The sequence below is a fragment of the Pseudaquabacterium pictum genome (assembly GCF_005403045.1).
In the GTDB taxonomy this organism is placed as follows: Bacteria; Pseudomonadota; Gammaproteobacteria; order Burkholderiales; family Burkholderiaceae_C; genus Pseudaquabacterium; species Pseudaquabacterium pictum.
Genome location: NZ_BJCL01000011.1, coordinates 38,306 through 51,889 on the forward strand (window position 1 = coordinate 38,306; position 13,584 = coordinate 51,889).

General features: G+C 74.2%; 10 protein-coding genes. 6 read left to right on the top strand and 4 right to left on the bottom strand.

All coding sequences use genetic code 11. The features are described 5' to 3' along the window. Window positions 1–61: 61 nt before the first annotated feature. The 3 genes from FFT10_RS19125 to ushA are packed head-to-tail and all read left to right on the top strand — an operon-like array spanning window position 62 to window position 3,604. Window positions 62–1,117, top strand: coding sequence for a hypothetical protein (locus tag FFT10_RS19125; RefSeq protein ID WP_137734468.1), 1,056 nt, complete (start codon window positions 62–64; stop codon window positions 1,115–1,117). A gap of 29 nt (window positions 1,118–1,146) precedes the next feature. Next, entirely contained in the window at window positions 1,147–1,977 is an 831-nt protein-coding gene (locus FFT10_RS19130) for an SPOR domain-containing protein (RefSeq protein WP_137734469.1), read from the top strand. 7 nt (window positions 1,978–1,984) lie between these two features. After that, the gene (gene ushA, locus FFT10_RS19135) at window positions 1,985–3,604 is read left to right on the top strand and encodes a bifunctional UDP-sugar hydrolase/5'-nucleotidase UshA (protein WP_137734470.1); all 1,620 of its coding nucleotides are present in this window, start codon (window positions 1,985–1,987) and stop codon (window positions 3,602–3,604) included. A gap of 9 nt (window positions 3,605–3,613) precedes the next feature. On the opposite strand, the gene FFT10_RS19140 is transcribed toward ushA, so the two are convergent. Then, window positions 3,614–4,594, bottom strand: a complete 981-nt coding sequence (locus tag FFT10_RS19140; RefSeq protein WP_137734471.1) for a tripartite tricarboxylate transporter substrate-binding protein — start codon at window positions 4,592–4,594, stop codon at window positions 3,614–3,616. 108 nt (window positions 4,595–4,702) lie between these two features. Next, window positions 4,703–6,259, bottom strand: coding sequence for a methyl-accepting chemotaxis protein (locus tag FFT10_RS28765; protein WP_137734472.1), 1,557 nt, complete (start codon window positions 6,257–6,259; stop codon window positions 4,703–4,705). Between the two features lie 159 nt (window positions 6,260–6,418). Here FFT10_RS28765 and deoC point away from each other — a divergent pair, with 159 nt between their 5' ends. From deoC to FFT10_RS19160, 3 genes are read left to right on the top strand one after another with little or no spacing between them, the layout of a single operon-like run. After that, window positions 6,419–7,192 carry a deoxyribose-phosphate aldolase gene (gene deoC / locus FFT10_RS19150; protein WP_137734473.1) on the top strand — a complete coding sequence of 258 codons (774 nt, stop codon included), beginning with the start codon at window positions 6,419–6,421 and terminating at the stop codon, window positions 7,190–7,192. Between the two features lie 14 nt (window positions 7,193–7,206). Beyond that, window positions 7,207–8,514, top strand: a complete 1,308-nt coding sequence (gene deoA, locus FFT10_RS19155; RefSeq protein WP_137734474.1) for a thymidine phosphorylase — start codon at window positions 7,207–7,209, stop codon at window positions 8,512–8,514. 10 nt (window positions 8,515–8,524) lie between these two features. After that, on the top strand, window positions 8,525–9,220 hold the full coding sequence (locus FFT10_RS19160) for a phosphoribosylanthranilate isomerase (RefSeq protein WP_137734475.1): 696 nt from the start codon (window positions 8,525–8,527) through the stop codon (window positions 9,218–9,220). An 18-nt stretch (window positions 9,221–9,238) separates the two neighbouring features. On the opposite strand, the gene FFT10_RS19165 is transcribed toward FFT10_RS19160, so the two are convergent. Beyond that, on the bottom strand, window positions 9,239–12,451 hold the full coding sequence (locus tag FFT10_RS19165; RefSeq protein ID WP_137734476.1) for a hybrid sensor histidine kinase/response regulator: 3,213 nt from the start codon (window positions 12,449–12,451) through the stop codon (window positions 9,239–9,241). Window positions 12,452–12,467: 16 nt separating this feature from the next. Beyond that, window positions 12,468–13,484: an ABC transporter substrate-binding protein gene (locus FFT10_RS19170; RefSeq protein WP_162520846.1), complete on the bottom strand. Its 1,017-nt coding sequence runs from the start codon at window positions 13,482–13,484 to the stop codon at window positions 12,468–12,470. Window positions 13,485–13,584 lie beyond the last annotated feature (100 nt).

Sequence of the window (13,584 nt, forward strand, 5' to 3'; positions counted from 1 at the left end):
CGCAGCCGCGCTGGCCGCCTAAGATGCGGCGACCCACGCCACCGGCGGGGGAGGGACACCCATGACACGCTCTGTCTTGCCCAGCGAGGCGCAGGCACTGGCGACGGCCGAGATGCTGCTGCGCTTTGCCGCCGAGAACGTGAACGAGCTGCCGCGTGAGACCGTGGCCACCATCAACACCGCGCTGGACGCCCAGGCCGGCAATGCCTGGAACGAGCAGGTCGCCACCGACTTCTGGTGCGCCTTCAACAAGCTGTGCGCGCTGGTGAAGCCGGCCACGGTGGACACGCTGTCGACCAATCTGCTGGGCGTGCCGGCGCCGCGCTGGCGGGCCTGGGCCGGCGGCAACGCCAGGCCGGTGTCGGTGTCGCGGCGCACGGCCACGCGCTACCTGGCGCTGCTGATCGTGCTGCTGGGCATCAGCGTGGTGCTGGGCTTCCTGGTGTCGACCACGCTGAGCCTGGGCAAGGATGTGGAGCAGCTGGCCACCCAGGGCGACGAGCTCAACGTCAAGCTGACGGCCGCCGCCGACGCGCTGGAGGCCGGCGTCGCCGACAGGCCATTCGCCACGGCGTCTGCCGACCAGCGCAAGGACATCGCCGCGATGCAGGCCCTGCTGCACCAGCAGAACCATGTGCTCGACCAGATGCTGCAGAAGAGCGTGATGATGACCCGGCTGATCAGCCTGGGCTGGAACGGCGCCACCATCCTGCCCGGCGACCTGAAGGACGCGCAGAACCTGGCCGAGGTGCGCCAGGCCGTGCGCGACTACCAGATCAGCCGGCGCGACGTGGCATCCGAACGCCTGAACGCCCAGATCAGCGTGGGCGTGATCACCGCCACCGTGCTGCCCATCGTGCTGGGCATCATGGGCGCCTGCGCCTACGTGGTGCGGCTGATCTCCGACCAGATCAAGGACACCACCTTCTCGGCCACCTCGCCCATCCGCCACCTGGTGCGGGTGGCGCTGGGCGGGCTGTCGGGCGTGGTGATCGGCTTCAGCGGCGTGGTCACCGAGATGGGGCTGTCGTCGTCGGCGCTGGCCTTCATCGCCGGCTATGCGGTGGAGCCGGTGTTCTCCACCATCGACAGCATTGCCGAGAAGTTCCGCCGCTGAGGCGCCGCACCACCCCACGGAGAACCGCCATGACGACACGCACGCTGGCCTGGGGCCTGGCCCTGCTCTTCTGGCTGCCGCACGGCGCCACGCAGGCCCAGAACCAGGCCCAGGCCGCGCCCGGCTGCGATGCGGTGGCGCCGATCGGCTCGCGCCTGATCAACCGGACCACCCAGGCCGCCATGGACGCGGCCGACCAGCTGATCACCGACGCGGGTGCCGGCGCCGACCTGCGGGCGCTGCGCACCACGCTGCTGCGCGACCGCTTCCCCAGCGCCGATGTCGACCTGACGCTGCGCAGCCTGCTGCAGGCCTACTGCCGCGTGGTGCAGGCCGCGGCCGGGCTGAGCGATGCCGACAAGGCCGCCCGCATCCAGGCCGCCAACACCGACATGCTGGCGCCGGCGCAGGGGCCGACAGTGGTGGCCCGCACCAGCAGCCGCATCCGCCGGTCGGGCGGGCCGCTAGACGGGCCGCCCCTGTTGCTGGCCTCGCGCAGCGACGACGCCTGGCTACCGGCCTGGCTGGCCCAGGTCCAGGCACCGGCCGCGGCCGATCCGGCCGATGCCTTCCTGCGGGATGCGCCGCCGTTCGTGAACGACTCCAACAAGTACTTCGTCATCGTCGGCTCGGCCGGCTCCGAACAGGCCGCCGTCGCCCTGATGAACCGGCTGCACCGCAAGGCGCCGCAGTACGACTTCGTCGTGTTCATGCCCTACGGCGCCAACCCGACCTACGGTGTGATGATGGCCACCTGGGTGTCGAAGGAGGTGGCGCAGCAGGCGCTGCGCGCGGCGCGCCAGTCGGTGGTGCCCGACGCCTACCTGTGGGCCTGCCGCTCCGGCGGCGACAGCTGCTGAGCCCCGCATGCGCCGCCTGCACACCGCCCTGGCCGTCCTGCCGCTGCTGCTGGTCGCCTGCGCCACGCCGCCCGCCGATCCGCCCGCCAAGACGCCGCAGCGCCCGCCGCTGCAGCTGACCATCCTGCACACCAACGACCACCACGGCCGTTTCTGGCCCAATGCCGATGGCGAATACGGCCTGGCCGCGCGCAAGACGCTGATCGACCGGATGCGCGCCGAGGTGGCCGCCGCCGGTGGCCACAGCCTGCTGCTGGACGGCGGCGATGTGAACACCGGCGTGCCCGAGAGCGACCTGCTCGATGCCGAGCCCGACTTCAAGGGCATGGTGCTGCTGGGCTACGACGCGATGGCCGTGGGCAACCATGAGTTCGACAAGCCGCCCGCCGTGCTGGCCCGGCAGCGGCAGTGGGCCGGCTTTCCGCTGCTGTCGGCCAACATCTACCAGGGCGAGCAGCGGGTGTTCGAGCCCTTCCGCATCTTCGAGCGCGGCGGCTACCGGATCGCCGTGCTGGGCCTGACCACCGACGACACGCCCAGGCTGGTGCTGCCCGACCATGTGCAGGGCATGCGCTTCCGCAAGCCGGCCGAGGAGGCCGCCCAGCTGGTGCCGCAGCTGCGCGCCCAGGCCGAAATGGTGATCGCCGCCACCCACATGGGCCACTATGCCGATGGCCGCCACGGCATCAACGCGCCGGGCGATGTGGAGATGGCGCGCCAGGTGCCGGGGCTGGACCTGATCGTCGGCGGCCACAGCCAGAACCCGGTGTGCATGCTGGCCGAGAACATCCGCAACACCGCCTACCGGCCCGGCGAGCCCTGCGCGCCGGACCGCCAGAACGGCGCCTGGATCGTGCAGGCGCATGAGTGGGGCAAATACGTCGGCCGGGCCGACTTCGTCATCGACGGCGGGCGGGTCAACCTCGTCAAGTACCAGCTGATCCCGGTGAACCTGAAGCAGGCCGGCGCCGATGGCAGGAAGGTGGTGGTGGGCGACCCCATCCCCGAAGACGCGGCCGTGCGCGGCGCCTTGCTGCCCTTCCACGCCGCGGGGCAGGAGCGCCTGCTGGTGCCGGTGGGCGAAGCCGACGGCGTGTTCGACGGCAACCGCGACCGGGTGCGCAGCCAGCCCACCACGCTGGGCACGCTGATCGCCCGGGCGATGCGCGCGCGCACCGGCGCGGACCTGGCGGTGATCAACGGTGGCGGTGTGCGCGATTCATTGCCCGCCGGCCGCATCACCTACCGTGATGTGCTCAAGGTGCAGCCCTTTTCCAACACCGTGGGCGTGCTCACGCTGAACGGCGCCGAGCTGCTGGACTGGCTGGCCGCCGCCGCGAAGATGAGCCCCGGCTCCGGCGGCTACCCGCAGACCGCCGGCCTGCAGTGGCAGGTGGCCAACGGCCAGCTGCTGGAAGCCCGTGTGGGCGGCCAGCCCATCGACCGCAGCCGCACCTACACCCTGGCGATCAACAACTTCACCGCCATCGGCGGTGACGGCTACCCGAAGATGAACACCCACCCCGGCTATGTGAACACCGGGCTCAACGATGCCGAGGTGCTGCGCGCCTACATCGCTGCGCGCAGCCCGCTGAAGCTGGCCGAGTTCGCGCCGGACAACCGTTAGGCGGGCGGCCTACTCCGGCGTGATCCTGGCGGCGCGGATCACCGCCGCCCAGCGCTGGATCTCGCTGCCCAGCAGCGCCTGCAGCTCGGCCGGCGTGCCGGCGCCCAGCCGCATGCCCAGCGGCGCCAGGCGCTGCTGCACCGCAGGCGATGCCACGGCATCTCGCACCGCCTGGTTCAGCGTGGCCAGCACCGCGGGCGGCGTGCCGGCCGGTGCGGCCAGCGCATTCCAGCTGGCCACCTGCACGCCGGCCACGCCGGCCTGGGCCACGGTGGGCACCTCGGGCAACAGCGGGTGGCGCTGCGCGCCGGTGACGGCCAGCGCCCGCACCGTGCCGGCCTGCAGCTGCGGCAGCATCGGGCCGAGGATCTCCACCGCAATGTCGATCTCGCCGGCACGCAGCGCCGTCAGCACCGCCGGCGAGCCCTTGTAGGGCACCACCAGCGCGTCGATGCCGGCGCGGGCGTCGAACAGCTTGGCCGCCAGGTGCTGGGTGCTGCCCACGTTGATGCTGCCGATGTTCAGCTGGCCCGGATGGGCGCGGGCCCAGTCCAGCGCGGCGGCCAGCGTGGCAAAGCGCCCGTTGGCCGCGGCGAACAGCCCCAGGTCGAAGCTGCCCAGCGTGCTGACCGGCGCAAAGTTCGTCAACGGATCGGGCCCCGGGGGCTTCATCAGCGACATCGCCACCGCATTGGCATTGCTCAGCAGCAGCAGGGTGTGGCCATCGGGCACGGCCCGCGCAACGCGCTGGCTGGCGACGATGGCGCCGGCGCCGGGCTGGTTGTCGACCACCACCGGCTGGCCCAGGCTGCGGGCCAGGGCCTCGCCCACGGCGCGGGCCGTCAGGTCGGCGATGCCGCCGGGCGCGAAGGGCACGACCAGGGTGATGGGCCGCTCGGGAAAGCGCGGCTGGCCGCGGCCGGCACTGGCCGCCAGCAGGGCGGTGGTGGCGATCAGCGCTTGGCGGCGGGAGACGCGGGACAGGTGCATCGGGCGGGGTGGCGGGCCATGGTCGGCGCCCATGATGACAGGCCGGCAACGGCGCCGCCGGCCGGCCCACCCATCAGCCGATCAGCCCATCAGCCCACCCACGCCCGGTCAGGCCGGCTCGGCATGGCGGAACACCGCCACCGCCTGCACCAGCTGCTGGGCTTGCTGCTGCAGGCTGGCGGCAGCGGCGGCGCTCTGCTCCACCAGTGCGGCGTTCTGCTGGGTGGCCTGGTCCATCTGCGACACCGCCTCACCAACCTGGGCCACGCCGCTGCGCTGCCCGGCGCTGGCGCTGCTGATCTCGCCGACGATCTCGGAAACGCGGCCGATCGCCGCGACCACCTCCTGCATCGTCACGCCAGCCTTGTCCACCAGCGCGCTGCCCTGGTCCACACGTTCGACGCTGTCGGTGATCAGGCGCTTGATCTCGCGTGCGGCGTCGGCGCTGCGCTGCGCCAGGGTGCGCACCTCGCCGGCCACCACCGCAAAGCCCCGCCCCTGCTCGCCGGCACGCGCGGCCTCCACAGCCGCGTTCAGCGCCAGGATGTTGGTCTGGAACGCGATGCCGTCGATGACCGAGAGGATGTCGGCAATGCGCCGGCTGCTGTCGTTGATGCCCTTCATCGTCTGCACCACCTCGGCCACCACGTCGCCGCCCTGCCGGGCCACATCGCTGGCGCCACGGGCCAGCTGGTCGGCCTGGCGGGCGTTGTCGGCATTCAGGCGCACGGTGCTGCCCAGCTGCTCCATCGACGCCGCGGTTTCCTGCAGCGCGCTGGCCTGCTGCTCGGTGCGCCCGGACAGATCCTGGTTGCCATGCGCGATCTCGCTGCTCGCCGTCGCCACGCTGTCGCTGCCCTGCCGCACCTGCGCCACGATGCGGGCCAGGTTGGCGCGCATGGCCGCCATGGAGGCCAGCACGCTGCCGGCCGGCGCCTGCGCGGCGCCCGGCACCGGGCTGAGGTCACCCTGCGCAATGCGTTCGGCCGCGCGGCTGAGTTCGGCCGGCTCGGCGCCCAGGGCGCGGATCAGTCCCCGCGGGATCAGCACGCCCAGTGCCGCAGCCGTGCCGAAAGCCACCAGCAGCGCCGCGATCAGCACGCCGCGCGCCGTCTGGTAGACATCGCCTGCGCGGGCCACTTCGGCGTCGGCACGCTGCGCGCCGTAGGCGAGGTAGGTGTCGCCGGCCTTCAACAGTGCGGCCAGCAGGGGCAGGCACTCGGCATTCATCTTGGCGATGGCGCCGGCACGGTCGCCAGCGGACACCTTGGCCAGGACATCCAGCGCCACCGGGCTGTAACGGGCCTCGACGGCGACGATGGCCTGCACCAACTCTCGGACCTTGGGATCGGCCGCCTTGGCCGCGCTCTCGCTGAGCCTGGCCAGGGTCTCGCCAACCGCCTTGTGGGCGCGCGCCACGTTCTCCTTCTCGGCGGCCAGCAGCGCGGGATCATCGATCAGCACCAGGTTGCGCGCGGCGATCGCACGCGCATTGGTGGCTTCCAGCGCATGGTTGGCCAGGGACATGCGGTGGGCCGCCCCCGAGACATAGCCACTGAAGGCCTCGTGGGCGGTGGCGGCTGCACGCAGGCCGAGCACTGCCGTCAGCATCACCAACAGTGCCAGGACTCCAAAAGACACGAGGAGTCGATGCTTGGTATTCATGGGTCGGACTTCCTGAAAGAGCAAGAACTGCACACCGCCGGTGTAACGGCCGCCGGACACTTGACTTGAGTCAATTCCGCTGACACGCCGGCAGTTCGTCACGCACAGCAGGCCGGCGGGCGGCGCGGCTACCATCGCCGGTCCACGCCCTTGCACGCCATGACACCGGACCTCGCCACCACCGCCCGCACTGCCCTGGCCTGCCTGGACCTGACCAGCCTGAACGATGCCGACGATGCCGCGGCGATCGGCGCCCTGTGCGCCCAGGCTGCCGGCCCGGCGGGCCCGCCGGCGGCGCTGTGCGTGTGGCCGCGCTTCGTGGCCCAGGCCAGGGCGCAGGCGCCGGTCGGGGTGCGGGTGGCGGCGGTGGCCAACTTCCCGGCCGGCGGGCTGGATGTGGCCGCCGCGGTGGCCGATGTCCGCGCCATCGCCGATGCGGGTGGCGACGAGGTCGACCTGGTGCTGCCCTGGCGCGCGCTGCAGGCCGGCGACGCTGCCGGCGCGGCGGCGTTGGTGCAGGCGGTGCGTGTGGCCTGTGCCGGGCGCACGCTGAAGCTGATCCTCGAATCGGGCGACCTGGCCACGCCGGCGCTCATCCACCAGGCCAGCCTGATCGGGCTGGACGCGGGCGTGGATTTCCTCAAGACCAGCACCGGCAAGACCGGCACCGGCGCCACGCCCGAGGCGGCGCGGGTGATGCTGCAGGCCATCGCCGACCATCCGCGCGGCGCGGCGGTGGGCTTCAAGGCCTCGGGCGGCATCCGCAAGGTGGCCGATGCGGCGGTCTACATCGCGCTGGTGCGCGAGATCCTCGGCGCTGCCGCCGTCACGCCGCAGCGCCTGCGCTTCGGTGCCAGCGGCCTGCTGGGCGACATCACCGCGGTGCTGCAGGGCAGCGGGCCCGGCAACACCAGCGCCGCCGGCAGCTACTGAACCGCGGGCGCCACATGCTGCCGGCCGAAGTCATCCGCGCCAAGCGTGACGGCGGCGCGCTGAGTGCAGCGCAGATCCAGGCCTTCGTGCAGGGCCTGGTGGATGGCCGCTGGAGCGAGGGCCAGGCCGCGGCACTGGCCATGGCCATCCTGCTCAACGGCATGGACCGCGCCGAATGCGTGGCGCTGACCCGGGCGATGACCCACAGCGGCGCGGTGCTGCGCTGGGACGACGCCGGCCTGGCCGGCCCGGTGGTGGACAAGCATTCCACCGGCGGCGTGGGCGACAAGGTCAGCCTGGTGCTGGCGCCCATCGTGGCAGCCTGCGGCGGCGTGGTGCCGATGGTCAGCGGCCGCGGCCTGGGCCACACCGGCGGCACGCTGGACAAGCTGGCCGCCCTGCCCGGCTACCAGACCGAGCCGCCCCGCGCGCAGCTGCTGGCCGCGCTGCGCAGCGCCGGCTGCGCCATCGTCGGCGCCAGCGCCGACATCGCGCCGGCCGACCGGCGGCTCTACGCCATCCGCGATGTGACGGCCACGGTGGAATCGGTGCCGCTGATCACGGCCAGCATCCTCAGCAAGAAGCTGGCAGCGGGCCTCGGCAGCCTGGTGATGGACGTGAAGCTGGGCAACGGCGCCTTCATGACCGACATCGGCGCGGCGCGCACGCTGGCCCGCAGCCTGGTGGACGTGGCCCACGGCGCCGGCCTGCCCTGCCGCGCGCTGATCACCGACATGGACCAGGTGCTGGGCACCACCGCCGGCAACGCGCTGGAGGTGCAGGAGAGCATCGCCTTCCTCATCGGTGCCGCGCAGGATGCGCGGCTGCGCACGCTGACACTGGCCCTGGCCGCGCAGATGCTGCACGGCGCCGGCCTGGCCACCAGCGTGGCCGATGGTGCCCAGCGTGCCGCCGCCGCGCTGGACAGCGGCCATGCCGCCGAGCACTTCGCCCGCATGGTGGCGGCGCTGGGCGGCCCGGCCGATGTGCTGGCCACCGCCAACCTGCCGGCCGCGCCGGTGCAGCTGGACGTGCCCGCCCCGCGCGCTGGCGTGCTGGCCGCCACCGACACCCGCGCGCTGGGCCTGGCGGTGGTGGCGCTGGGCGGCGGCCGCCGCGTGGCCGGCGATGCGGTCGACCCGCGGGTGGGCTTCAGCCAGGTGCAGCCGCTGGGCAGTGCGCTGCAGGCCGGCGATGCGTTGCTGCGGGTGCATGCGGCCAGCCGGGCCGATGCCGAGGCCGCGTGTGCCGCGGTGCTGGCAGCCAGCACCATGGCCGACACCGCGCCGCCGCCCGGGCCGGTGGTGATCGAGACACTGTGAGGCCCGAACGATGACCGACCGCCTCAGTCCGGGCCGCCCGCTGGTCAAGATCTGCTGCATCGCCAGCGTGGACGAGGCCCGGCTGGCGGTGGCCGCCGGCGCCCAGGCGCTGGGCCTGGTCTCGGCCATGCCCAGCGGGCCCGGCGTCATCGACGAGACCACCATCGCCGCGGTGGCGCAGGCCATGGCCGACGAGCACGGCGCCGCGGTGCAGACCTTCCTGCTGACCAGCCGGCAGACGGCGGCCGGCATCATCGACCAGCACCGGCGCTGCCGCACCACCACGCTGCAGCTGGTGGACACCGTGCCGGCCGACGACCTGCGCCGCCTGCGCGATGCCCTGCCCGGCGTGCAGCTGGTGCAGGTGGTGCATGTCACCGGCCCGGCCTGCCTGGACGAGGCGGTGGCCGTGGCGCCGCTGGTCGACGCCCTTCTGCTCGACAGCGGCAACCCGCAGGCGGCGGTGAAGGAGTTGGGCGGCACCGGCCGCACGCACGACTGGGCAGTCAGCGCGCAGATCCGCACCGCGGTGGCGGCGCTGGGCAGGCCGCTGTTCCTGGCCGGCGGGTTGAACCCGCAGAACGTGGCAGCGGCGGTGGCCGCGGTGCGTCCCTTCGGGCTGGACCTGTGCAGCAGCGTGCGCCAGGCCGGCCGGCTGGATGCGGCGCGGCTGGCGGCGTTTTTCGCAGCGCTGCCGGCGGACTGAGCGCCGGCGGCCGACGCGTCAGACGCCGGCGTCCACCACCGGCACCAGCGCGTCCAGCAGGGCCTGCAGCGCGCCGGCCAGGGCCGCCACCGCGACGGTGTCGGCCGGCGCGGCTTCCACCAGGGCGGCCTGCGCCGCCACGCCATGGGCACCCAGCGCACCGGCCACGCTCTTGAGCACATGGCACAGGCGGCGGATCTCGTCGCCGGCGCCCGCATCCGCCGCCTGCCGCAGCAGTGCCGCATCGCCGCCGTGGTGGGCCACGAAGCGCTGCAGCACCCGCAGGTAGATGGCCGGCCGGCCACCCACCAGGCGCAGGCCGGCGGTGGCATCCAGCCCGGGCACCTGCTGCCAGGGCTCGGCCAGCGGCGCCACCGGGCCCGGTGCGCTGGCGGTCAGGGGCGCGGCCAGCGCTGCCGGCGCCGCCGCCGCCGGCAACCAGCGCAGCAGCGCGGCGTACAGGTCATCGGGATCGACCGGCTTGGTGATCACGTCGTTCATGCCGGCGGCCAGGCAGGCGGCACGTTCGTCCGCCTGGGTGCCGGCGGTCATGGCCAGGATGGGCAGGCCGGCGCGGCCCGGCAGCGCGCGGATGGCCCGGGTCGCGCCCAGGCCGTCCAGCCGCGGCATCTGCACATCCATCAGCACCAGGGCATAGGCCTGGTCGGTGACGCGGGCCACCGCCTCCAGGCCGTCGCGCGCCAGGTCGGCCTGCAGGCCGGCGTCCTGCAGCAGCTGCAACGCCACCTCCTGGTTCAGCGGGTTGTCCTCCACCAGCAGCAAGCGGGCGCCGGGCGGCTGGTCAGGCTGCCGGCCATGGCGCTGGCGCAGCTGCACCTCCAGCGGCACAGGTGCCGGCGGCAACGGTGGGGATGGGCCGGCCAGTCCCAGCACATCGGCCAGCGCGCGCTGCAGCCCGGGCAGGGCCACCGGCTTGTCCAGCACCCGCAAGCGGGCCAGGTTGGCGGGCAGCGGCGCCGGCAGCTGGGCGCCGAAGGCGGTGGCCAGCAGCAGCGCCGGCCGGTGCGCCAGCGGCAGGGCCTGCAGCCGCTGCAGCAGGGCCAGGCCGTCGTCGCCCGGCAGGCGCCAGTCGACCAGGCAGACATGGAACGGCGTGCCGGCCGCATCGGCCCGGGCCACGCGCGCCAGGGCCTGGGGGCCATCGGCCACTGCCTCGGCCAGCAGGCCCAGGGCCTGCAGCTGCTCCACCAGCACCGCGCGGGCCTCGGCCAGGTCGTCGACCACCAGGGCGCGCTGGCCGGCGGCCGGCATGCGCGGCGGCGGCGGCGCCGGGCTGGCCGCCGGCGGCAGCGGCAGGCTGAAGCGGAAGCAGCTGCCCCCGGCGCTGGCGTCGGGCTGGGGGTCGAGCACCAGCGTGCCGCCCATGGCCTGCACCAGTGCCCGGCTGATGGCCAGGCCCAGGCCGGTGCCGCCCAGGCGCCGGCTGGCCGGGCTGTCGGCCTGCTCGAACGGCTGGAAGATGCGCGCCCGCTCGGCCGGGCCGATGCCGATGCCGGTGTCGGCCACCACGAACTGCACCGTGCCACCCTCGCCCGGGCCCACCCGCAGGCTGATGTGGCCGCTGTGGGTGAACTTCACCGCATTGCCCACCAGGTTGATCAGCACCTGGCGCAGGCGCAGGTCGTCGCCGTGGCGCCAGGTGGGCAGGGCGGGGTCGAGCCGCTGCACCAGCTCCAGGCCTTTCTCGCCGGCGCGGGCGGCCACCAGGTGGCAGACATCGTCGACCAGCTGGTCCAGCGCGAAATCCTGCGGCGCCAGGCTGAGCTTGCCGGCCTCGATCTTCGAGTAGTCGAGGATGTCGTTGAGAACGCCCAGCAGGTGGTGGGCCGCGCCGTCGAGCTTGGCCAGGTAGCCGCGCTGCGGGCTGCTGGCATCGCGCCGCATCAGGTGGGCCAGGCCGATGATGGCGTTCATCGGTGTGCGGATCTCGTGGCTCATGTTGGCCAGGAACTCGCTCTTGGCGCGGGTGGCCGCCTGGGCCTCGTCGCGCGAGCGGGCCAGCTCGGCGGTGCGGGCGGTGACGGTGGCTTCCAGCTGGTCGCGCTGGGCGGCCAGCGCCGCCTCCAGCGCCAGCCGGGCCGCCACATCGCGCGCCACCGCGGTGAAACGCCAGGTGTCGCCCAGGTCGACGCGGGCGATGCCCACTTCCAGCTGCAGGCGGTGGCCGTCGCGGTGCAGGCCCTCGACGATGCGGCTGGGCGCCATGCGCCGCGCGCCCGCGCCCTCGGCCGCGAAGCCGGCCATGCGCTGCGGGTGCCCGGCCCGCACGTCGGCGGGCAGCAGCAGGTCCAGCGGCTGGCCGATGGCCTGGGCCGCGGCATGGCCGAACAGCCGCTCGGCGGCGGCGTTGAAGCTGTCGATGCGGCCGTCGGGTGTGACGGTGAGCATGGCGTCGGGCGCGGCGGCGAACAGCTCGCGCTGGCGCTGCTCGCTGGCGGCCAGCCGGCCCAGGCCGTCGGCCAGGCTGCGGGCCATGCGGTTGAAGGCCTCGCCCACGGCCTGCAGCTCGGCGGCGCGGGTGGCCGGCACCTGGCGCGACAGCTCGCCATCGCCCAGCGCCTGCGCCGCATCGCCCAGGCGTTGCAGCGGCCGCACGACGATGCGCTCCAGCCCGGCCAGCAGCAGCAGTGCGGCCAGCACCACCCAGGCCAGCGGCCAGGCGCGCTGCTGCAAGCCCTCGGCACGCACCGCGGCCAGCGTGGGGCCCAGGTCCAGGTGCAGCAGCACCGTGCCCTGGCCCAGGCCGCGCAACTCGCCCGGGGCCGCGGGCCAGGCAAAGGCCTGGGCCAGCACCAGGCGCTGGGCGTCGACATCGGTCTGCAGCCGCGCCCGGCCGCTGCCCTGCAGGCCGCCCAGCCAGGCCGGCGGCACGCCGTCCAGGGAGGCCGCGGCGCGGCCCACCTCGACGGTGCGGCTGCTGGACAGCACGGTGCCGTCGGGCGTGAGGATCAGTGCATGGACCACGCGGACATCGGTGGAGGCCAGCGCCACCAGCTCGTCCAGCAGCGCCGGGTGCAGCGTGGCCTCGCGCTCGGCCACCACCACCAGGCGCGCCAGCTCGCCACGCGCATGGCGCTGGGCGTCGTCCCAGGCATGGCGGGCATCGCTGCGCAGGCCCACCAGCAGCGACACCGCGCCCCCGCCCAGCGTGATCAGCAGCACCGCCAGCAGCAGCAGGCTGCGCATGCGCGGATGGCGGCGGGCGGTCATGCGGCGGGTGGGCGCGTCAGGCCTGCGGCAGGTAGCGCGGATCGGCCAGCGGCGACTCGGCACCCTGGTCGTCCAGGCTGGCGGCCGCGGGCGGCAGCAGGGCGGCGCGCTGCATCACCGCTTCCAGCCGGCGCGCCGTCACCAGCAACTGCGGCGGCTGGCCGGTCAGCCAGGCGCGGTTGGCCGCCAGATCAGGCAGCTGCAGCTGGCCGAAGGCCGCCTCCACCGCGGCCGGTGGCAGGCGCAGGCGCGGGGCCATCTCGGCAGCGCTGCCACGGCTGTCCTGCAGCCAGGCCTGGCGGGCCTGCAGCAGGCCGGCCACCACGGCACGCAGGTGGTCGGCCTGGGCCGCGGTGACCTCGGGCCGCACCGCCAGCACGTCGACGACCAGGCCCGGCACCTGGGCGCTGGTGAACAGCACCCGCGCGCCATCGGCCACCAGCTGGGCGCGCACCGGGTCGAAGGTGACCACGGCGTCCACCCGGCCGCGGCGCAGGGCCTCGGCATGCTCGTCGAAGGCCAGCGGCACCTGGCGCACATCGGCCGGCCGCAGGCCGGCCTGCTGCAGCGCGGCGTCGAGCATCAGCGCGCCGGTGGCGCTCTGCTCCACGCCGATGCGGCGGCCGCGCAGCGCCGCCAGGCTGGCGACATCGGGCGCGGCCAGCAAGGCGTCGGCGCCGTGGGAGACATCGATCACCGCCACCACCCGCAGCATCAGGCCGCGGGCGCGGGCGCTGAGCACCTCGTCCAGCGTCAGGCCGGCGCCCTCCACCGTGCCGGCGGCCAGGGCGCGCAGGCTGGCGGTGGCGGTGGGCAGCTCGACCAGACGCAGCTGCGACGCCGGCACCAGGCCCCGCGCGCGGGCCAGGTACAGCAGCTCGTAGCCCAGCCAGACGTGGGCGCCGATGCGCAGCGGCGGTGGCGGCGCACCACAACCGCCGGTCAGCGCCGCACCGGCCAGCACGGCGCCGCCCTGCAGCCAGCGGCGGCGGGCAGGGGACAGCAGATCGCGGAGCCGGGAACCGAAATGCATGGGCAGGAGGCGGTCGGACCGGCAACGCAGCCCGCGCCTGGTGATCTTCGGCGAAAACGCCGGCCACGGTACCCGGATCTGCACCGGATCGACCACCCAG

What these genes read in the sequence shown, in the direction of transcription:
- deoA (WP_137734474.1), top strand. Translation starts at nt 7,207, where the DNA reads ATGCTGCCGGCCGAAGTCATCCGCGCCAAGCGTGACGGCGGCGCGCTG.
- FFT10_RS19170 (WP_162520846.1), bottom strand. Translation starts at nt 13,484, where the DNA reads ATGCATTTCGGTTCCCGGCTCCGCGATCTGCTGTCCCCTGCCCGCCGC.
- ushA (WP_137734470.1), top strand. Translation starts at nt 1,985, where the DNA reads ATGCGCCGCCTGCACACCGCCCTGGCCGTCCTGCCGCTGCTGCTGGTC.
- FFT10_RS19140 (WP_137734471.1), bottom strand. Translation starts at nt 4,594, where the DNA reads ATGCACCTGTCCCGCGTCTCCCGCCGCCAAGCGCTGATCGCCACCACC.
- deoC (WP_137734473.1), top strand. Translation starts at nt 6,419, where the DNA reads ATGACACCGGACCTCGCCACCACCGCCCGCACTGCCCTGGCCTGCCTG.
- FFT10_RS19125 (WP_137734468.1), top strand. Translation starts at nt 62, where the DNA reads ATGACACGCTCTGTCTTGCCCAGCGAGGCGCAGGCACTGGCGACGGCC.
- FFT10_RS28765 (WP_137734472.1), bottom strand. Translation starts at nt 6,259, where the DNA reads ATGAATACCAAGCATCGACTCCTCGTGTCTTTTGGAGTCCTGGCACTG.
- FFT10_RS19165 (WP_137734476.1), bottom strand. Translation starts at nt 12,451, where the DNA reads ATGACCGCCCGCCGCCATCCGCGCATGCGCAGCCTGCTGCTGCTGGCG.
- FFT10_RS19130 (WP_137734469.1), top strand. Translation starts at nt 1,147, where the DNA reads ATGACGACACGCACGCTGGCCTGGGGCCTGGCCCTGCTCTTCTGGCTG.
- FFT10_RS19160 (WP_137734475.1), top strand. Translation starts at nt 8,525, where the DNA reads ATGACCGACCGCCTCAGTCCGGGCCGCCCGCTGGTCAAGATCTGCTGC.